Below are 24139 nucleotides of genomic sequence, written 5' to 3'. Positions count from 1 at the left end.
CGATTCAAGCGCTGCGGCGCAGGGCGACCTAAGTGGTGAACTGCCCTGTGTCGCAGCCCATCTGATCGGCCTGTTCTTGCGAAAGACCAAAGGTCTCGGTCAAAGCCACGGCAATCTGCGTCGGCGCATCGCTCTCCCGGATGGTCTGAAAACAGGCAAAGCCCGCTTCGCGGATCTTGTCCGCTTCCTGCTGAAAGTCGTTGCGAATGGTGGGCAGTATCCTGTCCCGTGTCTGCGCCGGTGTCTGCGCCCCCAGAAGACCCGTGCGCTGGGCATGGGAAATCAGGTCTGCATCTGAAAAGCCGCATTCCAGGTGCAGGATCCGGGTGGTCGATCTGTCAGCGGCAAAATCCTGCATCAGGTCCAGACCAGAGGGATCGATACAGACGATCAGGCGGTTGCGATCAAAATAGTCAAACAGCATTCGCATCAGCGCGCGGCGATGGCGGTTACGTTTGTCCATGGAGGTTTCGATCCCGCCAAGATCGGGCAGGGGCGTGTTTTCTTCGTGGAACAGATACCCCAGGGCGGGAACGCCTGTCAGATCCTCGACGCGCGCAGCCAGCCGCTTGGCCAGGTGCCATTTCTTGCAGACGACCATGATCAGCTCGCGGTCGCGCCCGAGCGTGCTTTCAGCCTCCCAGAACCGGGGCGCAAAGCGTTGTCCGACACGGCCGCGCCGGGCCAGGAACTGATAAAGTTTACGCCCCTCGTCAGAGATCTGGAACTCCACGTCCTCTGCCATGTAGAGACGCCCGAGGCGGCGTTTCAGGTCCTTGGCCTCGGGGCTGATCTTGCGGGCAAAGAGAAAATCCTGGCCCAGCAATAGATCGTAGTGATCATTGTAGAAGTTCACCGGCATCCCGTAATCGGTGAACATCAGAAACGTCAGGGTGCGGCTTTGGATTTCCGGCTCGGGCACCAGATGGCGCACGAGGGTCTGAAACAAGGTCTCATCCGGGATCCATGTGGTGCGGAAGAACCTGATGATATCGCGGCGCTTGGCTGCAAGTGCGATGATCGCTTCCACCGTACGGCGGCGCAGGCACCACCACTGGCTGCCGATCTGCATCTGCAGATCGGCTGGGATCTTGCGCTCCAGCCCCAGTTTTTGCTGGATTGCGACGCTCAGCTCGAACAGGCGTTTGTTTTTCCGTTCGTTGAAATAATGCCGGTAGATGAGCCGACCTTCCTTCATGCCGGTCTTGATCCAGTCGCTTTCGAAGAAATCGACGCTCTCGATGAAATCACAGTCGTGCCGGTCCAGGAACTGATGGACATACTGGGCGGTCTTGATCGCCATGCAGTCGCCGGACAGCATGTAAAAATGCGTGGCGCGCGGAAAAGCTGCAAGGCCCGCCTCGATGGCATCGAGCGTCGCCTGCACCAAAGACCATTCCCCCCAGCCGCATTTGATGCGTCGGCGGGTAAAGCAGACATTGGGGTTGTCCTTGAGCGAGGCGCGGATTTCTTCGAAATCCTGGTCACGGGCGCGCCCGTCAAAGTGGATCACCATGTAATCGCCAGCCGCCGTCAGGCGCTCAGCCTGCTGGATGACGGCCTCTGGGTCCTTGTGGCAGAGCAGGAGATACGCGATTTTTGCCATTCTGACGACGATACGCCCTTATTTCGGTGAATTGTACTCTTGATAAGGCGGCGGGCCCTGCGGTGAAACAAGATTATTTGTCTTTTGAATGCGATATGGGCATTGTTGCGGCTGTTGGCAGGGACGAAGAGGGCGGCAAATGGGGTTTCCGGGAACCTGGATGACCGAGAGCGAAAGCGTGATCTATCGCGTGGTGCCCAAATGCGCCTGCTCGACCATTGGGCAGATCCTCTACTATTCGGATCACGGCCGCTTCTTTGACGGGGATATCCACGATTCCACCGAAGGGCTGCACAAATGGGCCCAGGAGCACAGCCAGGAGCGGATCATTCGGGCGGTGCAGGGCCATGAGACCTATGCCTTTACCTGCGTGCGCAACCCTTACACACGCATCCTCAGCTCTTTCTTTGACAAGATCTGCGGCATCCAGCGCAACGGCAGGCGATACCGGGGCAATCTGGTACCCAAGCTGGCCTATGATTACGGGATCGAGGTCGGCGGCGAGGACGGCAAGCAGGAGTTCGATCAGATCAAGAGCTTCCGGCGATTTCTGCTCTTTGCGCGCGACACCATCCGCTGGCGTCGCCCGATGGATCCGGACATCCATTGGTCGGCCACTTCGGGCCATGTGTCGACCTTCATCGTGAACGGCGGGAAATACAACAAGATCATCTGGACCGAGGCCTTCAACGACGGGATGCAAGAGGTGCTCGATGCGATCGAGACGCCGCACAAGGTGGATCTGGCAACGATCCCGCGCTTCAACGAAAGCGAAGGCCACGGCCCCAAGCGTGCCCATCCGGTGGAGGATTACTTCGACGATCTGTCGATGCATCTGGTCTATGAGATCTACAAGCGCGACTTCGATCTGTTCAAATACGATTTCGAAAACCCTGGCAACAAGATGCCGATCGGCGAGATCGACCTCGATGAGGTGCACGCCAAGCTCGGCGACTGATCTGTTCAGACAAGCGGGGTGCTCCCGCCCATCTCCTTGGCATTGAAAATGCCCATCCGATGGTTGGGCGTGGCGCCGCTGACGCGGCGCAAAGGGTTTTGCCGAGAAGCGGTTCAGGGGCAGGTCTGCCCTGAACGCGCCATTCCGATTGTGAAAAGGACCGCACCCCGCCTCAAGGGAACCCCGCGCTGCGCGCGAGGCCGCTGGTGCGGCCCTTGACCCGCGGTGCGATCCGGTCCGGTTTGGAGAGATCAGCGCCGCGTTAGCGGCGCCGGGCCCAAGGCCGCCAAGGGGGCTTGCCGAAGGCAAGGCATCTGCGGGCGCGGGAGGTTTCTACCCTATCTCTAGAGGGCCTGACCGGCGGAACAAAGCCTTGCGTATCCGCGCAATTCCTCGTTCAGGTTCGAATGCGTCTTCAGGTAGTCTTCAATCACGATTTCAGTCCTAGGATGTGCGACATGGTTCATCCCATGCAACGCTGCAACTTGGCAGTGATGCGCGTCTAGGTTGAGGATCTTGCACAGGGTTTCGAACATCGCGTTCTGGATCGCGCGGTGTTCGGGGTTTCGTTCAGGGTCGGCAGTGCCCAAGGGATTGAAGGCATAGGCCAGGGGATCCCACCACATCTCGCAGGAGGTCTCGAGTGGCGTCACCGCGAAGAAATCTCGGTACATAACATACATTGAGTGGATCAGGGTTTCCTTCTCGCCAAGAGAGATGTCCTGTCCCCAGATCAGCTCTGCCAGGTTACCAGAAAGAATGGGGCCGAACATCGCCTGACATCCGTTTTCAAGCGTCTCGTCGTCATAGAGGCCGACAAGGCTCGCCCCGTTTCCAAAGAGTTGAGAATAGCGGCGGGCGTGGAGGGAGGGAGAGACCTTCAGGATCGGGCATGGATCGTCTGCCCAGCGGCCCAGTTTGAAAAACTCCTGGCAATCTGCTGAGAAGAAAAACGAGCGAAACTCTTCCAGAGTGGCCTCTCGCAGATCAATAATGCGTTTTTTGGTCATAAAATGCCTCAAAAGGAAAGCCCCCTCCAACCCTATGGGGTGAAGGGAGCAGGATCAAACCTGAATGGTTTGATCAATCCTCGTCCGGCAGTGCGCGCACTGCGCCCTTGGCGGCGCTGGTGGTCAGCATCGCGTAGGCCTTGAGCGCGGTCGAGACCTTGCGCTTGCGCGGTTTTGCCGGTTTCCAGCCTGCAGCATCCTGTGCGGCGCGGCGGGTGGCGAGCTCTTCGTCCGAGACCGCCAGATGGATCGAGCGGTTGGGGATGTCGATCTCGATGGTATCACCGGTCTGCACCAGACCGATGGCGCCGCCTTCCGCTGCCTCAGGCGAGACGTGCCCGATCGACAGGCCTGAGGTGCCGCCCGAGAAACGTCCGTCGGTCAGCAGGGCGCAGGCTTTGCCCAGACCTTTGGATTTGAGGTAGGAGGTTGGGTAGAGCATTTCCTGCATCCCCGGACCACCGCGCGGGCCCTCATAGCGGATCACCACCACATCGCCCTCCTTGACCTTGCCGGTCAGGATGTCGCTCACCGCCTGGTCCTGGCTTTCGCAGACATAGGCCGAGCCGGTGAATTTGAGGATGCTTTCATCCACGCCCGCGGTCTTCACGATGCAGCCATCCAGCGCGATATTGCCGAAGAGAACCGCAAGGCCGCCGTCCTTGGAGAAGGCATGTTCGGCCGAGCGGATGACGCCGCCTTGGCGGTCGGTGTCCAACTCCTTGTAGCGGTTGGACTGGCTGAATGCTTCTGTCGTGCGCACGCCGCCGGGCGCGGCCTTGAACAACGCTTCGGCCTCGGGGTTGTTGGCCACGGCGATGTCCCATTTGGCGATTGCCTCGCCCATGGTGCTGGAATGTACCGTCGAGCAGTCGTTGTGCAAAAGGCCCGCGCGCGAAAGCTCGCCCAGGATCGAGAAGATGCCACCGGCGCGGTGCACGTCTTCCATGTGGACGTTTTCAATGTTGGGGGCGACCTTGCAGAGACACGGCACCTTGCGGCTGAGCTGGTCCATGTGGGACATGTTGAAGTCCACCTTGCCCTCATTGGCGATGGCCAGAAGGTGCAGCACGGTGTTGGTGGAGCCGCCCATGGCGATGTCGAGGCTCATGGCGTTCTCGAAGGCCTCGAAGGTGGCGATTTCGCGCGGCAGCAGGCCCTTTTCCTCGCCCACGTAGTGGCGCTTGGTGATATCGACGATGCGGCGACCGGCCTCAAGGAACAGTTGCTTGCGGTCGGCGTGGGTGGCCAGGGTCGAGCCGTTGCCGGGCAGGGCCAGCCCCAGCGCCTCGGCCAGGCAGTTCATCGAGTTGGCGGTGAACATGCCCGAGCAGGAGCCGCAGGTCGGGCAGGCGTTTTCCTCGATGTGCTTGACCTGTTCGTCGGTGAAGGTCTCGCTTGCGGCGGCGACCATGGCGTCCACCAGGTCGATCTTCTTCATGTCGAGATCGGCGATGTCGATCTTGCCCGCTTCCATCGGCCCGCCCGAGACAAAGATCGCCGGGATGTTGAGGCGCATGGCGGCCATCAGCATCCCCGGAGTGATCTTGTCGCAGTTGGAGATGCAGACCATGGCGTCGGCGCAATGGGCGTTGACCATGTATTCCACCGAATCCGCGATCACCTCGCGCGAGGGCAGCGAGTAGAGCATCCCGTCATGGCCCATGGCGATGCCGTCATCCACAGCGATGGTGTTGAACTCCTTGGCCACACCGCCGGCCGCCTCGACCTCGCGGGCGACCATCTGGCCCAGATCCTTGAGGTGGACGTGGCCGGGTACGAACTGGGTGAAGGAGTTGACGATGGCGATGATCGGCTTGCCGAAATCATCGTCCTTCATGCCGGTTGCGCGCCAAAGGCCACGCGCGCCGGCCATGTTGCGCCCATGGGTGGAGGTTCTGGATCGGTACATTGGCATGTGGCTATTTCCCTTTTTTACCCTCAGGGACATGATTTGCGAAACAAATGCAATAACTGAGGGGCCGTTTTGGTTGTTTTGCTCTGCATTGTAGAGCTGTTCTGGATTGGATCATGTTGTTTTCCGGAATAGGGCCGGTGCAGGGCGGCTGAGGGTGATGTGCGCGACAAGGCCGATCAGCAGGGCCCAGAAAGGCGCTCCGATACCCAGGAAGCTGATGCCGGACACCGTGCCCATGAAACACAGGAGCGCCGCCTCGCGGCCCTGCGCGGCGCCGAGCGCATGGGACAGCCCGTTGCCGATGGTCGCCAAAAGGGCCAGCCCCGCGACGGTGGCCACCAAAGCATGCGGCGCGATCAGGAAGAGCGAAATCACCGCCGCGCCGCCCAGCCCCACGAGGCAGTAGATGACCCCGGCGGCCACGACGGCCAGATAGCGGGTCCTGGGATCCTCATCCGCCTCGGGGCCTGAGCAGATGGCGGCGGTAATGGCTGCCAGATTGAACGTATAGCCGCCAAAGGGCGCCAGGATCAGCGAGGCAATCCCGGTCACGGTCAGCGCGGCCGAGACCGGCGGCACGTAGCCCGCGCTTAGCAGGGTCACGACGCCCGGCATGTTCTGGGAGCACATGGTCACGATATAAAGCGGCAGACCAAGGCCGATGAGCGCGGAGAGCGTGAACTCGGGCATTATTGCTTCGGGAGTGGCAAGGGTCAGATTGAGGTGCTCAAGATCCCCAAAACGGTCCGTGGCGCTGGCCCAGAGAATGCCGACCAGCAGCACCAGCGGGATCGTGTAGCGCGGTGCGTAGAGCTTTCCCATCAGAAAAGCTGCGCCCATGATGGCGACCAGCCAGACGTCCTGTTCCAGCGCGGCAAAGGCTTCAAGCCCGAAGCGGAAGAGGATCCCGGCCAAAAGCGCATTGGCCAGCGTGTCCGGGATCAGCCGGGCCAGCCTTTCGAACCAGCCGGTGAGACCCGTCAGCGTCAGCAAGGCGGCGCAGAAGAGGAAGGCGCCGGTGGCCTCTGGCAGGGTGGTTGCGCCGCCGCCCACCGCCAGAAGGGCCGCGCCGGGCGTGGACCAGGCGGTCAGCACCGGCATGCGGAACCAGAGCGACAGGATCAGGCTGGTGACCCCCATGCCCAGCCCCAGCGCCAGAAGCCAGCTGTTGGCCTGTGCCTGGCTGGCCCCCAGTGCGGCGATGGCCTGAAAGATGATCGCAACCGAACTGGTGTAGCCCACCAGAACGGCGACCGCGCCGGCCGTGATATGAGAGAGTTTCAGCTGCGGCATCTGGGGCTTTCTGAAGGGGGTTTTCCCGTGCTCCGGGCTCTTGTAGGGTCGCTTTGTGCGTTATAGCGTACGATATGCGCTGTGCGCTATAACGCACAAGCCCTTTTTGAAGAGACCTGACGACAGATGCCGCCCCCTCCCGCGTCCTCCCCCTTGAGCGAAGACAAGATTTCCCGGAATCTGAAGCAGATACGGGCCGAGGCCGGTTTCAGCCTGTCGCGCGCGGCGGAGGCTACGGGAGTGTCCAAGGCGATGCTGGGGCAGATCGAGCGGGGCGAATCAAGCCCGACCATCGCGACGCTCTGGAAGATCGCCAAGGGATTTCACCTGCCGCTGACTGCCCTGATCGAGGACACCAGCCGCCCCAAGATCCTGGGCGAAAGCGTGTTTCGCACGGTGCAGTTTCCCGGCAGCATTGCGGTGAAAATCGTCTTTCCCTTTGATCCGGACCTCGGGGCCGAGACCTTCCATGTCCGCCTGAAGCCGGATCAGTCCCATCAGTCCCAAGCCCATGATGCGGGCGTCACCGAAGAGGTCTTCGTGCTCGAAGGGCCTCTTGAGGTGCTGAGGGGCGGTGACTGGGTGCGCCTGGAAGTGGGAGAGGGCTTGCGGTTCGCAGCCGATCAGCCCCATGGCTATCGCGCTGGTCCTGAGGGGGCGGCCTTTCTCAACATGCATCACTATCGCAAGTCCTGATGCGGCCGGGTGATTGCGCCCGCTCGCACTGCGATCACGTTATTGTACCAAGCCCCGGTGAGCGCTTGTTCATCCCGCGCCGTCTGACTAGGGCTGAGGCATTGGCGCAAAAGACCTTTGGAGGGATGCCCTGATGGAGACACTGCGCGGCAGCCTGTTGATGGTGCTGGCCATGGCGGCCTTTGCGCTGGAGGACATGTTCATCAAATCCGCCGCCCAAAGCCTGCCGGTTGGGGTGATCCTGGTGATTTTCGGGTCTGGCGGCATGGTGATCTTTGCGGGCGTGGCGCGTGCGCAGGGGCAGCCCCTGTGGCATCCGGGGTATTGCACGCGCGCGATGGCGTTGCGCTCTCTGGCAGAGGTTGCGGGGCGGCTCTGTTATACGCTGGCCATCGCACTGACGCCGCTGTCATCGGCCTCGGCGATCCTTCAGGCGACACCGCTGGTGGTGGCGGCCGGCGCGGTGGTGTTCTTTGGCGAAACGGTCGGCTGGCGGCGCTGGATGGCGATCCTGGCCGGGTTTATCGGCGTGTTGATCATCCTGCGCCCCGGTGTTGCCGGGTTCGAGCCTGCATCGCTGTTTGCAGTCGCGGGCACGCTGGGCTTTGCCGGGCGTGATCTGGCGACCCGAGCGGCGCCCAAGGACATGCACAACAGCCAGCTTGGGCTGTTGGGATTTGCCATGCTGGTGATTGCGGGCGCCATCATGCTGGGCTGGACCGGGCTGGGTGAGATGCAGACCGCAGATCTGCCGCCCCGCGTCTGGCTGGATCTGATCGGTGCCACGCTCATCGGAGTTCTGGCCTATATGGCCCTGACAGGTGCGATGCGGCTGGGGGAAATCTCGGTCGTGGCGCCGTTTCGCTATACACGGCTGGTCTTTGCCATGGTTCTTGGCATTCTGGTATTCGGTGAGCGCCCCGATGCGCTGACCCTGCTGGGCAGTGCGGTGATCGTGGGCAGCGGTGTCTTTACCCTGATCCGCAGCCGCCGCGCCTGACAGGCTGTGCTGAGTCATCTTGCGTCTGCCGCCGGGCGCGCTTACATCTGCCTGCCATGGCCAAACAGAAATCAGATCCGAACTACAAGGTAATTGCCGAAAACCGCCGGGCGCGGTTCGACTATGCTATCGAAGAGGATCTGGAGTGCGGCATCATCCTGGAAGGCTCGGAGGTGAAATCCCTGCGGGCGGGCGGCTCGAACATCGCGGAATCCTACGCGACCGTAGATGACGGAGAGCTGTGGCTGGTGAACTCTTACATCGCGCCTTATGAGCAGGCCAAGATGTTCAAGCACGAGGAACGCCGCCGCCGCAAGCTTTTGGTGTCGCGCAAGGAGCTGGCACGCCTGTGGAATGCGACCCAGCGCAAGGGGATGACCCTGGTGCCGCTGGTCCTGTACTTCAACCATCGCGGCATCGCCAAGCTGAAGATCGGCATCGCCAAGGGCAAGAAGAATCACGACAAGCGTGAAACCCAGGCCAAGCGTGACTGGTCCCGCCAGAAGCAGCGCCTTTTGAAAGACGCGCGCTGATACCGGCCAGATGTGCCGGGCGGATGGCCTTTTGGCGCTGCGCGTGGGTCGAAATTGCGTCCTATTGTTCACGCCGTCTCAAATATTGTACCGCGTCAGCGCACTCTCTTGCGCCTTGTGCCGGTGGGTTGTACCCATGCGCCAGCGATTTTTGCCCGGTACATATGGCCCGGCGAACCTGAAGGGGAGGTCTGAAGTGACGGATGATCCGAAAACCCTAGTGTCGACCGATTGGCTGGCGGCCCATCTCAAGGACCCCGACCTGCGCATTCTGGATGGCTCCTGGTATCTGCCAAATGAGAACCGCGATCCCAAGGCCGAATATGACGCCGCCCATATCCCCGGCGCGCGCTTTTTCGACATCGACGATGTGGCCGACCATCGCTCGGACCTGCCGCATATGGCGCCGCCGGTGGAAAAGTTCATGTCGCGCCTGCGGGCAATGGGCGTGGGCGACGGCCACCAGGTTGTTGTCTATGATGGGGCGGGGCTGAAATCTGCCGCCCGTGTGTGGTGGCTGTTCCGTCTGATGGGGCAGAACAATATCGCCGTTCTGGATGGGGGGCTCCCGAAATGGCAGGCCGAGGGACGCCCGGTCGAGGACCTCCCGCCGGTAATCCGCGACCGCCACATGACCGTGCGCGTGCAGAACAGCCTGGTGCGCGATGTCACCCAGGTTTCGGCGGCCGCCAAGCTTGGTGATCACGAGATCATCGACGCCCGCGCCGCCGCCCGTTTCCGGGGCGAGGCACCCGAACCCCGCGAGGGGCTGCGTGCGGGCCATATTCCGGGTTCCAAGAATGTGCCCTACACCGATCTTCTGAATGCCGATGGTACCATGAAGGACAAGGGCGGTATCCGTGCCACCTTCGAAGCCGCTGGCGTTGACCTCAGGAAACCCGCCATCACCACCTGCGGCTCGGGTGTGACTGCTGCCGTTCTCAGCCTGGCCCTCGAGCGGATCGGCAAGACCGATCATGCGCTTTACGACGGGTCCTGGTCCGAATGGGGCGCCTTCCCGACCCTACCCGTTGCAACCGGAGAGAACTGATGTTCGAGACCCTCAAACCCCAGCCAGCCGACAAGATCCTGGCGCTGATGCAGATGTACCGCGAGGATCCGCGCGCGGACAAGATCGACCTCGGAGTCGGTGTCTACAAGAACGCCGAGGGCGTCACCCCGGTGATGCGCGCGATCAAGGCGGCCGAACACAGGCTGTGGGAAGAAGAGACCACCAAGGCCTATACCGGCCTTGCGGGCGATCCCGGCTATGCCGATGCGATGATCAAGCTGATCCTTGCGGATAGCGTCGCGCGCGGGAATATCGCAGCCGCCGCGACCCCCGGCGGCACCGGTGCGGTGCGTCAGGCGTTCGAACTGATCCAGATGGCCAACCCCAAGGCGCGTGTGTTCGTGTCGGATCCGACCTGGCCAAACCACATCTCGATCCTGAAATATGTGGGAATCGAGACCGTCACCTATCGCTATTTCGACAGCGAAACGCGCGGTGTGAACTTCGACGGCATGATCGAGGATCTGAAGGGCGCCGAAAAGGGCGATGTGGTGCTGCTGCACGGCTGCTGCCACAACCCGACCGGCGCCAACCTGAACGTGACCCAGTGGCAGGAGGTGATCGACCTTCTGAACACGCGCGGACTGATCCCGATGATCGACATTGCCTACCAGGGCTTTGGCGACGGTCTGGAGGAAGACGCAGCGGGCGTGCGCATGGTGGCGGCCCAGACGCCCGAATGTCTGATCGCGGCGAGCTGCTCCAAGAACTTCGGCATTTACCGCGAGCGTACCGGCCTTCTGATGGCGGTGAGCCAGGATGGCGGCGCCCAGGCCCTGAACCAAGGCACGCTGGCGTTCCTGAACCGCCAGAACTATTCCTTCCCGCCGGATCATGGCGCGCGTCTGGTGACGATGATCCTTAACGACGATGCCCTGCGCGCCGATTGGGCCAGCGAACTGGAAGATGTGCGTCTTGGCATGCTGGGCCTGCGCCAGCAGCTGGCGGATGAGCTGCAGCGCCTCAGCGGCTCGGACCGGTTCGGCTTCGTCGCGCAGCACCGTGGCATGTTCTCGCTTCTGGGCACCACACCGGACCTGGTCGAGAAGATGCGCGTGGACAATGGGATCTACATGGTGGGCGACAGCCGCATGAACATTGCGGGGCTGAACAAGACCACCGTGCCGCTTTTGGCCAAGGCGATCATCGACGCGGGCGTCTGATCAGTCTGATCCTGTCTGGATGAGACGAGGAAAGCGCGCTCCTGCGGGGGCGCGCTTTGTTCGTGGGAGCCGTGAAGAGCCGGAAACGGGAGAACTCCCGCGCCCGCAGGTGCCTTGCCTTTGGCAAGACCCCTTGGCGGCCTTGGGCCCGGCGCCGCTGACGCGGCGCAAGAGGGTACTGCCGAGAAGCGGTCAAGGGGCAGGTCTGCCCTTGACGCGCCTGATCCATTTTGGAAATCACCGAACAACGCCTCAAGGGAACCCCGCGCTTTGCGCGGGGCCGCTGGTGCGGCCCTTGACCCGTTGTTCGGTCAAAGTGCGTTCCGCAGGGTGCAAGGGCGACAGGCGCCGCGGCAGCGGCGCGGGGCCCAACCGCGAAGGCGCAGTCTTTGACTGTGTCGACGTGGGCGGGAGCACTGCCTGTTCGTTTGAGGGCAATGGGGCTGGCAAAGAAAAACGCGGCCCCGAGGGAGCCGCGTTCCTTGGTTTTCCATGAGGCCGGATTTAGCCTGCCTTGAACTCCGGATAGGCTTCCATGCCCAGTTCCGACATGTCGAGACCGGTGATCTCGTCCTCTTCGGAGACGCGGATGCCCATGGTGGCCTTGAGGATGAGCCACACGATCAGCGAGGCCACGAATGTGAACACACCGTAGGCGATGATGCCGGTCAGCTGTGTCACGAGGCTGGCGTCACCGTAGAAGATCACTGCGATGGTGCCCCAGATGCCTGCCAGCAGGTGAACCGGGATAGCGCCGACCACATCGTCGATCTTGAACTTGTCCAGCATCGGAACCGCGAAGACCACGATCACACCACCGACGGCACCGATCCAGAGCGCGCCAAACAGCGTGGGCGCCAGAGGTTCAGCCGTGATCGACACGAGACCGGCCAGAGCGCCGTTCAGAACCATGGTCAGGTCGACCTTCTTGTACATCACCTGCGTCAGGATCAGCGCGGTCACAGCACCGGCCGCAGCGGCCATGTTGGTGTTGGCAAAGATGCGCGACACGTCGGAAACATCACCCACGGTGCCCATCGCCAGCTGCGATCCGCCGTTGAAGCCGAACCAGCCGAGCCACAGGATGAATGTGCCGAGCGTTGCCAGGGCCAGGTTGGAACCGGGCATCGGGTTGACGCGGCCATCCTTGTACTTGCCCAGACGCGGGCCGAGGACGATCGCACCGGCCAGAGCAGCCCAGCCACCCACGGAGTGCACAACGGTCGAGCCGGCAAAGTCGGAGAAGCCCATGGCATCAAGCCAGCCGCCGCCCCATTTCCAGGAACCGGAGATCGGGTACATCAGGCCAGTCAGCACGACCACGAAGACCAGGAAGGGCCACAGCTTGATCCGTTCGGCCAGCGCGCCGGACACGATCGACGCTGTTGCTGCCACAAACACCAGCTGGAAGAAGAAGTCGGAACCGACCGAGGCATAATCCAGCGCGGCATCCGCTGCTGATACGCCAACCGCATCCAGAACGGTCTGACCGCCGAGCGAGAAGAAGCCGTTGAAATCGCCCGGATACATGGTGTTGAAGCCGACCAGCCAGTACATGATGGCGGCGATCGAGTAGAGCGCGATGTTCTTGGTCATCTGCATGGTGACGTTCTTGGAACGCACCAGACCGCCTTCGAGCATCGCAAAGCCCGCAGCCATGAAGAACACCAGGAAGCCTGCCATGCAGAACAGCAGGGTTGTCATGATATAGGGGCCGATTTCGTCAAAACCCGGCGCGGCCGCATCCTGGGCCAGTGCCAGACCCGGAAGGGCGGCAAACCCGAGGGTGGCAAGTGAAAGTTTCAGTTTACGCATCTGTAATTTCCTCCAAATCGCGCGCTTAGAGCGCCTCGAGGTTGGTTTCGCCGGTGCGCACCCGCACGGCCTGTGCCACATCCAGGACAAAGATCTTCCCATCGCCGATCTTGCCCGTGCGTGCGGTGGACGAGATGGTGTCCACCACCTGGTCGGCCAGCTCGCCCGGCACCACGATTTCCAGTTTGACCTTGGGTACGAAGTTCACTTCGTATTCGGCGCCACGGTAGATTTCCGTGTGACCGGCCTGGGCTCCAAAGCCTTTGATTTCCGTTACCATCAGACCCGAAACACCGATTTTGGTCAGCGCCTCGCGGACCTCCTCGAGTTTGAAGGGTTTGATGGCTGCAATGATCATTTTCATCTCGACACCCTTTTCTGGACGGTACTGTCCGCTCCATTCGCATCCGCAGAAAAGCGGCCACCCCGAGTCGGGGGAACAGGAGGGGGCCGGTTTGGCAGGGTCTGACGGTGTGTCGGCCTAAATATTTTGCTTAAAAAAGCATCAATGCCCCATTTTTGGGCGATGTGAGGAGGGAGTTTGCTGCAAAACTGCCCCTCTACAAAGCAGGTGGATGAGTTTATTGTTCCGAAAACGGGCAAACCGGGCAGCAGCGCGACAAAGCATTCACCGAACTTTCGTCATGGCGCCGGGCATGCCGCTGGCACGTCACTGGGCAGATACTGGGCAGGATACGGATATGGCACAAGGATCAGGGCGCAGGCCACTGGTGGCGGACAAGCGCTATCCCAAGGGGGGATCCCGCAAGACGGCCAAACCCACGCGCGGATCTGCGCCCAAGCGGAAGACACCGGGCCTGCTCGGCCGCCTGTTCTCCCGCAAATCCAGGAACCGCCCTGTCCCGCGTCAGGCCGTGCGGCGCAAACGCGGTCTTGTCGGGACCCTGCTCACCCCGTTCCGATGGCTCTTCCGTCTGGTCTGGGGGTTCACCTGGCGGGTGGGTCTGATCTGTTGCGCCTTGGTCGCGCTGGCGGTGGGCTATCAGTATGTGAAGCTGCCCGAGGTCTCGGCCCTGCTCGACGGGCGCGCACGCGGGTCGGTCACGCTCCTGGATGCCAGGGGAGAGGTCTTTGCCTGGCGTGGCGATCAGTTCGGCGGGGTTGTCACCACGGAAACCGTCTCCAAACATCTCAAGAATGCGGTGGTCGCCACCGAGGACAAACGGTTCTACCGTCATTTTGGTGTCTCGCCGCGCGGTATCGCCAGTGCGGTGCGGATCAACCTCAGCGAGGGGCGCGGTCCGCTTTCCGGCCACGGTGGCTCGACCATCACCCAGCAGACGGCAAAGCTCCTGTGCCTTGGTCAGGTCTATGATCCCGAGGTCTGGGAGAGCGAGCGTGCCTATGAGGCCGACTGCCGTCAGGGCTCCTTGTGGCGCAAGGCGACCGAGGCGGTCTACGCCATGGCGATGGAGGCCAAGTACACCAAGGACGAGATCCTCTCGATCTACATGAACCGCGCCTACATGGGCGGAGGCGCCTACGGGGCAGAGGCCGCCGCGCAGCGCTATTTCGGCAAATCCGCAAACCAGCTGAGCGCTGCCGAGGGCGCCATGATTGCGGGGCTGCTGACCGCGCCGACCTCGCTGGCGCCCACCAACAACCTCAAACGCTCGCAGGATCGCGCGGCCACGGTGCTGCGCTTGATGAACGAGCAGGGGTACCTCTCGGCAGAGGAAACCCGCTATGCCCAGAGCCATCCGGCCGAGCTGAGCGAGGCCGCCGAGGCCCGGGCAGGCGGCTATTTTGCCGATTGGGTCATGGACACCGTCCCCAACTTCCTTGGCGATCAGACCACCGAGGACGTTGTGATCCGCACGACCCTTGATCAGCGCCTTCAGACAGCGGTCGAGGAAGCGATGAAGCACGTCTTTGCAACCAAGGTGCGCGAAGGGTCGAAAGCGCAGGCCGCCATCGTGGTGATGAGCGCCGATGGCGCGGTTCGCGCCATGGTGGGCGGGCGCAAGACGCGGGTGTCCGGCGTCTTCAACCGGGCGACGCAGGCCAAGCGGCAGACCGGTTCGGCCTTCAAGCCCTTTGTCTATGCCACCGCGCTGGAGCTGGGATATTCGCCGCTCGATCGGGTTCTGGATGCGCCCTATTGCCTGAATATCCCCGGTTCGGGTGAATGGTGCCCGCAGAACTACACGCGTAAATACTATGGCGAGATCACCCTGACGCAGGCCTTGCGGGACTCGCTCAACGTGCCGGCGGTCAAGATTTCCGAGGCCGTTGGCCGCGATCTGGTGCGCCGGGTGGCCGGTGATTTCGGCATCGACAACGAGATGGCCGAAGGTCCGGCGCTGGCGCTGGGCGCATCGGAAAGCACGCTTCTGGAGATGACCGGCGCCTATGCAGGGATCCTGAACGGCGGCTCCTCGGTGACGCCATACGGGCTGACCTCGCTCAGCCTGGTGGAGGATACGGAGCCGTTGCTGGGCTCAAGTGGCGGCATGGGAGAGCGGGTGATCCGCCCCGAGGCAGCCCGGCAGCTCGTCTGGATGATGGAAAAGGTGATCTCGGAAGGCACCGGTCAGCGCGCGCAGATCCCCGGATGGCAGGCAGCCGGCAAATCCGGTACCACCCAGGCGGCGCGCGATGCCTGGTTCATCGGCTTCACCGCCGATTACGTGGCGGGTGTCTGGATGGGCTATGACGACAACACGCCGCTGACGGGCGTGACGGGTGGCGGTCTGCCGGCCGAGATCTGGCACGAGGCCATGGTCCGGGTACATGAGGGGCTGGAGCCGAAGCCCTTGCCGATGCAGGAACCGGCACCGGTGGCACTGCCCCAGGAGCCCGCCCCAGGAGAGCGCAACCGGCCCCGGCTGGGTCAGGAACTGGGCCGGGCCGTTGATGGCATTCTGCGGGACATCTTCGGAAACTGAACCGGGGCAGAGCGGGAACGAGGCTCTCCCGCCCACCTCGGGTGTCCTGACGGACCCCTGATGCGGTTGGGCCTGGCGCCGCGCGATGCGCGGCGCTTCATCTCTTCGCCTTGCAGGATGTCGCCCGCCGCAGGCCGTATCGCGCCGCGCATCGCGCGGCGCCAGGCCCAACGGGACAGAGGCATTTTCAATGTCGATGTGCGGGCGGGAGCGCCCCGGCCCATGGAGGAAGCGCCGTGGCGAAGCGCCGTTTGCGGTGTATCAGCTCAGCCGCTTCAGCTCCGAGATCATCTTGTCGATATCGCCCTTGTTGCGATCGAGGATCGCGCCGATCTCGGTCCGCTCGGTCAGCAGCAGGTTCACGCCTTCAATGTACATGTTGAAGAACAGATCCTTGCCGGAGCGGTCCGACACAAGGAAGGTCACCTCGAAGGGCGACTGGCCCTGCAGGTAGGCAATGGTCGAGACCTCGTACCATTTCTTGACGCGCTTGACGCCAGTCACCTCAAGCCGTCCGCCAATGAATTCGCGGAACCGCTGGCCATACTTGCGCGAGATGTATGTCTGGAACGCTTCGGAGAAGGCCTTTTTTTGAGAGGTGCTTGCGCGGCGGCCATCCACGCCCATTGCATAGGCCGCGATGTAGGAGGTGTCGCTGTAGCGCCCGAAGATGCGCTCGAACTCGCGGTACATTGCGTTTTCCGATTTGCCCGAGTCGATCACCTTGTTGATGTCGGTCACAAGGGCGTTGATCAGGCGGCTGGCCGAGCCCTCATCCAGGGCAGACAATGCGGCAGGAGCTGTCAGTGTTGCGGCTCCTGCGGCGGCAAGAAACATGCGACGTTTCATCTTCAAAACCCTTCAGTATCCAGTTCGAACGGATCAATTTCCGTGATTTCCGCGCTTTGTCCCAACTCAAAGCGGCGGTTTTGCAGGTAGATCAGACGCGCCTGGGCATAGCTGTCGGCGCTGTCATAGAGAATGGAGTCGATTGTATCGGAATATCTGCCACGATCACCAAGGCGACGCACGATCTCTGCGTAGACACCGATGTTGTCGGCTGGATTCTGCCGGGCAAAGGTAATCGGATTGGTGAAGAAATCGGCAATTACGCCGACGGCATCCCGGGTTGTGGAGGGACCATAGACCGGCAGTTCCACATAGGCACCCTCGCCAAAGCCCCAAACATGCAGGGTCTCGCCGAAATTGGTGTCGACGGGCGGAATGTGAAGGGCGCTCGCCGGATCGGACAGGCCGCCGACACCCACGACTGTGTTGATCGCAAAGCGCGCCAGCGCGATGCCGGATTCCTTGAGGTTGCCCTGCAGCAGGGCATTGATGGCCTGGCCGGGCATCGACAGGTTTTCGGCGAAATGCGAGAAACTGGTCACCATCGGTTCTGGCACGATGGCCACGTAGCCTTTGGAGGCAGGACGAAACGCCAGCCGGTCCACACCCCGGTTGAAGCTGTGGATGGCGCGGTTCGTGTTCTCATAGGGGTCAAAAATCTCGCCCGCCGCCTTTGCCGCGGGGTCTTGCGTGGCGCAGCCGGTCGTCAGAAAACCCGAAATCACCAGGGCAAAAACAACAAAATAGGATCGCGAAAAAAAAGACATCAGTTCCGGGTTTTCCTTGGTCCAGATTTGGCGCACACCTTGGGGAGATATTGGGAAAATCTTGTTATCCCACCCATCAAAGGCTTTGAATGAAAGACTGTGGCAGAATTGGAACATGTTTGCGATGCACAGCCCTGCGTCCTGCTTTAATATGAACTGGGCAGCTTGAACAGGTATTGGATCCCTCCATGACAGAAAAACAGATTAAACCTGGACCTGATGAGCTGCGCGCCGTGCGCCGCCGCAGTCGGGGGCTGTACTGGTTCACGGGCGTCTTCAGCTTCTTCGTGAACATGTTGATGCTGACTGGCCCTCTCTACATGATGCAGGTTTACGACCGGGTGCTGGGAAGCCGCTCCGAGGCAACCCTGGTTGCCCTGTCGCTGCTGGTGGTCTTCCTCTACGGCATGATGGGACTGCTGGACTATGCCCGCGGCCGGTTGCTGGCACGGGCGGGGGCCCGTTTCCAGGCGGCTCTGGATCAGCGGGTCTTTGACGCCATGATTCGGCGCTCGGCCGTGGCGCGCGATCCGGTGGCACAGACAGGGCTGAGCGATCTGGAGTCGGTTCAGCGGTTTATTTCCTCTCCGGTTCTGGGGGCGGCCTTTGATCTGCCATGGACCCCGATTTTCCTGGCGGGCATTGCTTTGTTCCATCCCTGGCTGGGGCTGTTGGCGCTGGCGGGTGGTACGGTTCTGATCGGAATTGCGCTGCTCAACCAGCTGTTCAGCCGCACGCCACAGCAAAATGCCAATGTATCGGGTCACAAGGCGAGCCTCCTGTCCGAAGAAATCCGCACCGAAGCCGAGATGATCCAGGCCATGGGCATGCGTCAGGCGGCGTTCCAGCGCTGGTTGACGGCCCGCACCGCCGCCCTCAGGGACAGCATCGCCGCCAATGATACCGGTGGCGGGTTCACCACATTGACCAAGACTCTGCGCCTGTTCCTGCAATCCGCCATGCTCGGGCTCGGGGCCTACCTTGTGCTGCAGGGAGAGATGACTCCGGGAGCCATGATCGCAGGCTCCATCCTGATGGGGCGTGCCCTGGCGCCGATCGAACTGGGTCTGGGGCAGTGGCCCATGGTCCAGCGCGCCATGAAGGGGTGGGACAACCTCGGAGAACTGCTGGCCAAGGTCCCGCCCGAGCAGGAGCGTACGGCCCTGCCGCAACCCAAGGCCTTGCTGGAGGTGCAGGGTCTGGCCGTGGTCGCTCCCGGAGAAAACAGACCTCTTCTGCGCAACGTGACATTCCGGGTGCAGCCGGGGCAGGCCATCGGCGTGATCGGTCCGTCCGGGTCGGGCAAATCCACGCTGGCCAAGGCGCTGACCGGCGCCTGGCGACCGGCCGCCGGTACCGTGCGGCTGGACGGCGCCTCCATCGACCAATATGCGCCTGACGTTCTGGGTCGTCACATCGGATACCTGCCGCAGCGTGTCCAGCTGTTTGACGGCACGATCGCGCAGAATATCGCGCGCCTGAGCGCAGAGCCCGATGCGGAAAAGGTCGTGGCCGCAGCCAAGAGAGCGGCCGCGCATGACATGATCGTCAAGCTCCCCGAAGGCTATGACACCCAGGTCTCTGCGGGGGGCGGGCGGCTTTCGGGCGGGCAGATGCAGCGCATCGCGCTGGCGCGCGCGCTTTATGACGATCCGGTGATCGTGATTCTGGACGAGCCCAATTCCAACCTCGACAACGATGGTTCGGTTGCCCTCAACAACGCGATCAGGCAACTCAAGGCCGAGGAGAAATCGGTGCTGATCATGGCGCACCGGCCTGCGGCCATCCAGGAATGCGATACGCTTCTGGTGATCGATCAGGGCGTGCAGACCGCCTTTGGTCCCAAGGAAAAAGTGCTCAAGGACATGGTTGCAAACCACCAGACAATCCAGAAGGCGAAAACCCCCGGAGGTGTGCGATGAGCGTGGCACAGGAATGGTCCGCCCGCAGGCCCATCACCATCGGCCTTCTGGGCCTGCTCTTGCTGGTGGGGGGCTTCGGGACCTGGGCCGTGATGTCCTCGATCGCCGGAGCGGTGGTTGCCACCGGGCGGATCGAAGTGGATCGCAACCGTCAGGTCGTGCAGCATCTGGATGGGGGCATCGTCGCCGAGATCCTGGTGGATGAGGGGGATACGGTGGCGACCGGGGATGTCCTGCTGCGCCTCGATCCCACAGACCTGAAATCGCAGCTTGTGATCACCGAAGGGCAGCTGTTCGAACTGATGTCGCGTCGCGGCCGCCTCGAGGCTGAGCGGGACGAGGCCGATGAAATCACTTTTGACCCCGAACTACTGGCCCTGCTGCCCGCGCGCGAAGAGGTCCGCGACCTTGTGGAAGGGCAAAGACGTCTGTTTCAGGCCCGCCGGGATTCGACCGACCGCGAGATCGAGCAGCTCGAAAAACGGCGCTCTCAGATCAAGGATCAGATCGTCGGCATCAAGGCGCAGCAGCAGTCGATGCGCGTGCAGCTGGAGCTGATCGGAGAGGAACTGCAAAACCAGGAAACCCTGTTGGAACGGGGGCTGGCACAGGCCGGTACCGTGCTCAACCTGCGCCGGACCGAGGCAAATCTTGGCGGCTCTCTGGGGGAACTTCTGGCAAACGAGGCGCAGGCCGAGGGGCGGATCACCGAGATCGATATCCAGATCCTGACACTGACGACGCAGCAGCGCGAAGAGGCGATCACCCGGCTGCGCGATCTGCGCTATCAGGAGCTGGAACTGGCCGAAAACCGCCGCTCGATCCTGGAACGGCTGAACCGGCTCGATATCACCGCGCCGGTGTCCGGAATTGTCTATGGCATGCAGGTGCACACGCCGCGCTCGGTCATACGTCCGGCTGAACCGGTGATGTATCTGGTGCCGCAGGACCGTCCTCTGGTGATTGCCGTTCAGGTCGCCCCGACGGACATTGACCAGCTGTTTGTCGGACAGCCCGTGTCGCTGCGCTTCTCGGCGCTGGACCAGCGACAGACGCCCGAGCTGTTCGGGAAGGTCTCGCAGGTCTCCGCAGATGCCTTTGAGCAGGAAGGAACCGGCCTGTCCTATTACCGGGCCGAGGTGGAGCTGAACGAGGGTGAGATCGACCGCCTGCCGGAAGGCGCCGTTCTGATTCCGGGCATGCCGGTGGAAAGCTACATCCGCACCAATGACCGCTCGCCCATGGCCTATCTGCTGAAACCCTTCACCGACTATTTCGTCAAGGCCTTCCGGGAAACCTGACCATATCCGTCCTGCCTGTCTGCCTTTCCTGCGCGGCGGGCAGGGCGGTTTTGCTCTTTTCGCCCGCCTGCTTCGGCGCTAGCGTCGCGGACAACTGAGCGAATGAAAGGACATAGGTCATGAGCATCGAAGCCAAACTTGCAGAACTGGGTGTCACCCTGCCCGAAGCCCCGGCGCCGGCGGCAAACTATGTGCCCTTCGTCGTGGCAGGCGACATGGTCTACGTGTCCGGCCAGATCTCGGCGGATGAAAACGGGCTGATCACCGGCACGCTGGGCGATGACATGGATGTGGAGGCCGGTCAGGCGGCGGCGAAACGCTGCGCGATTTCCCTGCTGGCGCAGCTCAAGGCGGCCTGTGGCGGCGATCTGGAGCGCCTGGTGCGGGTTGTGAAACTGGGTGCCTTTGTGAATTCCACCGCCGATTTCACCCAGCAGCCGCAGGTGGTGAACGGCGCCTCCGATTTTCTGGTCGCGGCGCTGGGCGATGCGGGCCGTCATGCGCGCTCGGCCGTGAGCTGCCCCTCGCTGCCCATGGGCGTTGCGGTGGAAATCGACGCGGTCTTTCAGATCAAATGAGGCCGTCGCTGCCCTCCACGCTGCTGCGCCTGCCGGTCGCGCATCGCGCCTTGCATGACGCAGGCAAGGCGCGCCCCGAGAACAGCCGCGCCGCGATCCGCGCGGCGATCTCGGCAGGCTATGCAATCGAGATTGATCTGCAGCTTTCATCGGACGGCTGCCCGATGGTGTTTCACGATGATGATCTCGACCGTCTGACCGATGAGGTCGGCCCGGTCCGTGCCCGCAGCCGCGCGGATCTGCGACAGATCCCTCTGAAGGGTGGCGATGGCGAAGGCATCCCAGATCTGGCCGAAGTGCTGGAGCTGGTCGCGGGGCAGGTGCCCCTGTTGATCGAGGTGAAGGACCAGGACGGGCAGATGGGGCGCAACATCGGTGCGCTGGAGGCTGCGGCGGTCAAGGTGCTTGAAGGGTACGAGGGGGATATGGCGCTGATGTCCTTCAACCCGCATTCTGTCGCCGAACTGGCCCGGCTGGCGCCCGGCATCGCGCGTGGCATCGTCACCAGCGCCTATGTGCCGGACGAGTGGCCCGAGCTGCCCCGTGCCATTTGTGATGATCTGCGCAATATCCCCGATTTCGAGCGCAGCGAAGCCTGTTTCATCAGCCACGAGGCCAGCGATCTGGCCCGTCCCCGCGTGCAGGCACTGCGCGATGCGGGCGTGCCGGTTCTGTGCTGGACCATCACCTCGCCCAGCGAGGAGGCAGAGGCGCGCGCCCTTGCGGACAATGTGACCTTTGAGGGCTATCTTTCCCCTCTGCCGACTTGATCCGCGCCTGCAAGGGGCCAGATACTGAGGCAAAACGGGAAAGGCCAAACCGGGCAGATGGAGCAGGCAGAAATCGAAATCCGGGTGCTGGACAGCCTCTCGCAGATCGCGGGCAGCGACTGGGACGCCTGCGCCTGCCCCGAGGCGAAGGATGGCGGACGCCCGCTTGATCCTTTCACCACCCACCGGTTTCTGCTGGCGCTGGAGCAAAGCGGCTCGGTCGGGCGCGGCACCGGCTGGCAGCCGCAGTATCTGACCGCCTATCAGGACGGCGCGTTGATCGCCTGCGCACCGCTTTATGCCAAGTCGCACAGCCAGGGCGAATATATCTTCGATCACAACTGGGCCCATGCCTATGAACGGGCAGGGGGGCGCTATTATCCGAAACTCCAGATCGCGGTGCCCTTCACGCCAGCGACCGGGCGGCGTTTCCTGGTGCGCCCCGGCCATGAGGGCATCGGCCATTCGGCGCTGGTACAGGGCGCGGTACAGCTGGCAGCGGACAACAGGCTGTCCTCTCTGCATGTGACCTTCTGCACCGAAACAGAGGCAGAAATCGGCGAAGAGATGGGCCTGATGAGCCGCGCGACCCAGCAATACCATTGGCTGAACGATGGCTATGGGGATTTCGACGACTTCCTCGCGGCGCTGTCGTCGCGCAAGCGCAAGACCCTGCGCAAGGAACGCCGCGAGGCACAAGGTTTTGGCGGAGAGATCAGATGCTACACCGGCGCCGATATCCTGCCCGAGCACTGGGATGCTTTCTGGGCCTTTTACCAGGACACCGGCAGCCGCAAATGGGGCACGCCCTACCTGAGCCGCTCCTTCTTCGATATCGCGCATGAGGTGATGGCCGATGACATGCTTTTGGTGCTGGCCGAGCGGGACGGGCACCCGGTTGCAGGCGCGCTGAACTTCATCGGGCGCGAGACGCTGTTCGGGCGCTACTGGGGCTGCATCGAACATCACCCCTTCCTGCATTTCGAACTGTGCTATTATCAGGCCATTGAACAGGCCATTGCCATGGGGCTGTCCCGAGTGGAGGCGGGCGCGCAGGGCGAGCACAAGCTGGCGCGGGGGTATCTGCCCACGCAGACCCACAGCCTGCACTGGATCGGGGATCCGGGTTTCTCGCAGGCGGTGAAACGCTATCTGGAGGCCGAGCGCGCCGCCGTGGAGGAAGAGATCGAGATCCTGACGGACTATGGCCCCTTCAAAAAGGTGCAAGTGGAGGAACAGGAATGAGCGAAAAACTATCCGATGCCACCCGCGGTCCGCTTTTGAAGCCTCTGTTCGAGGCGGGCTGGAGCATGGTCGAGGGGCGCGATGCCATCACCAAGACCTACACCTTTGGCGGCTTTGACGAGGCCTTTGGCTGGATGACCCGCGCCGCGATCTGGGCCGAGAAGTGGAACCACCATCCGGAGTGGAGCAATACCTACAACCGGGTGACGGTGGTGCTGACCACCCATGACGTGGGCGGCCTCAGCGCGCTGGACGCAAAACTCGCCCGCAAAATGGACGCGCTGTTTCCCGGGGGCTGAGGGGAGGCAAACCGTTCTAGACATTGGATGCCGTGTCTCTGGCTCGGCAATGGTTATTGCTTTATCACTTTGGTGAGTGATTTGGAAAAGTACACAAATATAGCTGTTTTGGAACATAATCACAGCTTGTTTCCACAAGTGACTGTCAAGTTGGGATGTCGGCTACCTCGCCGTGAGATTTTTTCTGGCAGAGCGCCAAGCCATGTCAAATGCGGCTCGGCAAACGTTTCTTCCGAGAGTTAATTTTGTAAGCGCGGAACTCCACAATCGGTCTTTTGCACCTCGGTGAGCTCGATCTGCGAAATCTTGCCCCTACTCTCGTGACAGAGACTGAAACAGGGTTCCGAGCGGGGTAGCCCAGTTGCAAGAAAACCCTCAACGGCGAGTTTTGATTTTGCGAAACACCAACTCACCTTTAGGCTGAGGTGGCAATGT

The 24139-nt window shown here is 62.1% G+C and carries 21 protein-coding genes; 13 read left to right on the top strand and 8 right to left on the bottom strand.

Features of this window, described 5'->3' with window-relative positions; translation table 11 throughout:
• Positions 1 to 28: 28 nt before the first annotated feature.
• Positions 29 to 1606, bottom strand: a complete 1578-nt coding sequence (locus AADA15_RS12880; protein ID WP_341641960.1) for a DUF5928 domain-containing protein — start codon at positions 1604 to 1606, stop codon at positions 29 to 31.
• 139 nt (positions 1607 to 1745) lie between these two features.
• Here AADA15_RS12880 and AADA15_RS12875 point away from each other — a divergent pair, with 139 nt between their 5' ends.
• Positions 1746 to 2564, top strand: coding sequence for a sulfotransferase family protein (locus AADA15_RS12875; protein WP_341641959.1), 819 nt, complete (start codon positions 1746 to 1748; stop codon positions 2562 to 2564).
• A gap of 344 nt (positions 2565 to 2908) precedes the next feature.
• Here the strand turns inward: AADA15_RS12875 and AADA15_RS12870 are convergent, their stop codons facing one another.
• From AADA15_RS12870 to AADA15_RS12860, 3 genes are all read right to left on the bottom strand, one after another.
• Positions 2909 to 3574, bottom strand: coding sequence for a hypothetical protein (locus AADA15_RS12870; protein WP_341641958.1), 666 nt, complete (start codon positions 3572 to 3574; stop codon positions 2909 to 2911).
• 73 nt (positions 3575 to 3647) lie between these two features.
• A complete protein-coding gene (gene ilvD, locus AADA15_RS12865; RefSeq protein ID WP_341641957.1) occupies positions 3648 to 5492 on the bottom strand; it encodes a dihydroxy-acid dehydratase in 1845 nt (614 codons plus the stop codon).
• A gap of 111 nt (positions 5493 to 5603) precedes the next feature.
• The gene (locus AADA15_RS12860; protein ID WP_341641956.1) at positions 5604 to 6785 is read right to left on the bottom strand and encodes a benzoate/H(+) symporter BenE family transporter; all 1182 of its coding nucleotides are present in this window, start codon (positions 6783 to 6785) and stop codon (positions 5604 to 5606) included.
• A gap of 126 nt (positions 6786 to 6911) precedes the next feature.
• Here AADA15_RS12860 and AADA15_RS12855 point away from each other — a divergent pair, with 126 nt between their 5' ends.
• From AADA15_RS12855 to AADA15_RS12835, 5 genes are all read left to right on the top strand, one after another.
• A complete protein-coding gene (locus AADA15_RS12855) occupies positions 6912 to 7481 on the top strand; it encodes a helix-turn-helix domain-containing protein (protein ID WP_437343192.1) in 570 nt (189 codons plus the stop codon).
• A 133-nt stretch (positions 7482 to 7614) separates the two neighbouring features.
• The gene (locus AADA15_RS12850; protein WP_341641955.1) at positions 7615 to 8481 is read left to right on the top strand and encodes a DMT family transporter; all 867 of its coding nucleotides are present in this window, start codon (positions 7615 to 7617) and stop codon (positions 8479 to 8481) included.
• 56 nt (positions 8482 to 8537) lie between these two features.
• Positions 8538 to 9014 (top strand): SsrA-binding protein SmpB, encoded by a 477-nt coding sequence (gene smpB, locus AADA15_RS12845; protein ID WP_341641954.1) that lies wholly within the window; start codon positions 8538 to 8540, stop codon positions 9012 to 9014.
• A gap of 196 nt (positions 9015 to 9210) precedes the next feature.
• Entirely contained in the window at positions 9211 to 10065 is an 855-nt protein-coding gene (gene sseA / locus AADA15_RS12840; RefSeq protein WP_341641953.1) for a 3-mercaptopyruvate sulfurtransferase, read from the top strand.
• Entirely contained in the window at positions 10065 to 11249 is a 1185-nt protein-coding gene (locus AADA15_RS12835; RefSeq protein ID WP_341641952.1) for an amino acid aminotransferase, read from the top strand. Before sseA ends, AADA15_RS12835 begins: the two co-directional genes overlap by 1 nt.
• 504 nt (positions 11250 to 11753) lie before the next feature.
• Here AADA15_RS12835 and AADA15_RS12830 read toward each other — a convergent pair.
• Entirely contained in the window at positions 11754 to 13064 is a 1311-nt protein-coding gene (locus AADA15_RS12830; protein ID WP_341641951.1) for an ammonium transporter, read from the bottom strand.
• 25 nt (positions 13065 to 13089) lie between these two features.
• The gene (locus AADA15_RS12825) at positions 13090 to 13428 is read right to left on the bottom strand and encodes a P-II family nitrogen regulator (RefSeq protein ID WP_274847540.1); all 339 of its coding nucleotides are present in this window, start codon (positions 13426 to 13428) and stop codon (positions 13090 to 13092) included.
• 337 nt (positions 13429 to 13765) lie between these two features.
• Between AADA15_RS12825 and AADA15_RS12820 the strand changes: the two genes are divergently transcribed.
• Positions 13766 to 15973, top strand: coding sequence for a transglycosylase domain-containing protein (locus AADA15_RS12820; protein ID WP_341641950.1), 2208 nt, complete (start codon positions 13766 to 13768; stop codon positions 15971 to 15973).
• Positions 15974 to 16234: 261 nt separating this feature from the next.
• On the opposite strand, the gene AADA15_RS12815 is transcribed toward AADA15_RS12820, so the two are convergent.
• Positions 16235 to 16822 (bottom strand): MlaC/ttg2D family ABC transporter substrate-binding protein, encoded by a 588-nt coding sequence (locus AADA15_RS12815; protein ID WP_341641949.1) that lies wholly within the window; start codon positions 16820 to 16822, stop codon positions 16235 to 16237.
• Between the two features lie 2 nt (positions 16823 to 16824).
• On the bottom strand, positions 16825 to 17589 hold the full coding sequence (locus tag AADA15_RS12810) for an MlaA family lipoprotein (protein WP_341641948.1): 765 nt from the start codon (positions 17587 to 17589) through the stop codon (positions 16825 to 16827).
• 188 nt (positions 17590 to 17777) lie between these two features.
• Here AADA15_RS12810 and AADA15_RS12805 point away from each other — a divergent pair, with 188 nt between their 5' ends.
• The 6 genes from AADA15_RS12805 (at position 17778) to AADA15_RS12780 (ending at position 23704) form a co-directional block, all read left to right on the top strand.
• Positions 17778 to 19511 (top strand): type I secretion system permease/ATPase, encoded by a 1734-nt coding sequence (locus AADA15_RS12805; protein ID WP_341641947.1) that lies wholly within the window; start codon positions 17778 to 17780, stop codon positions 19509 to 19511.
• Positions 19508 to 20812 (top strand): HlyD family type I secretion periplasmic adaptor subunit, encoded by a 1305-nt coding sequence (locus AADA15_RS12800; protein ID WP_341641946.1) that lies wholly within the window; start codon positions 19508 to 19510, stop codon positions 20810 to 20812. The genes AADA15_RS12805 and AADA15_RS12800 overlap by 4 nt, the downstream gene beginning before the upstream one ends.
• A 119-nt stretch (positions 20813 to 20931) precedes the next feature.
• The gene (locus AADA15_RS12795; RefSeq protein ID WP_341641945.1) at positions 20932 to 21390 is read left to right on the top strand and encodes a RidA family protein; all 459 of its coding nucleotides are present in this window, start codon (positions 20932 to 20934) and stop codon (positions 21388 to 21390) included.
• The gene (locus AADA15_RS12790) at positions 21387 to 22160 is read left to right on the top strand and encodes a glycerophosphodiester phosphodiesterase family protein (protein WP_341641944.1); all 774 of its coding nucleotides are present in this window, start codon (positions 21387 to 21389) and stop codon (positions 22158 to 22160) included. Before AADA15_RS12795 ends, AADA15_RS12790 begins: the two co-directional genes overlap by 4 nt.
• A 57-nt stretch (positions 22161 to 22217) precedes the next feature.
• The gene (locus AADA15_RS12785) at positions 22218 to 23405 is read left to right on the top strand and encodes a GNAT family N-acetyltransferase (RefSeq protein ID WP_341641943.1); all 1188 of its coding nucleotides are present in this window, start codon (positions 22218 to 22220) and stop codon (positions 23403 to 23405) included.
• The gene (locus AADA15_RS12780) at positions 23402 to 23704 is read left to right on the top strand and encodes a 4a-hydroxytetrahydrobiopterin dehydratase (protein ID WP_341641942.1); all 303 of its coding nucleotides are present in this window, start codon (positions 23402 to 23404) and stop codon (positions 23702 to 23704) included. The genes AADA15_RS12785 and AADA15_RS12780 overlap by 4 nt, the downstream gene beginning before the upstream one ends.
• Positions 23705 to 24139 lie beyond the last annotated feature (435 nt).

Origin of the sequence: Phycobacter sedimenti, from assembly GCF_038148855.1 — a bacterium.
In the GTDB taxonomy this organism is placed as follows: Bacteria; Pseudomonadota; Alphaproteobacteria; order Rhodobacterales; family Rhodobacteraceae; genus Phycobacter; species Phycobacter sedimenti.
Note: the sequence above shows the minus strand (reverse complement) of the source record. Positions and strands in the feature narration are given on the sequence as shown.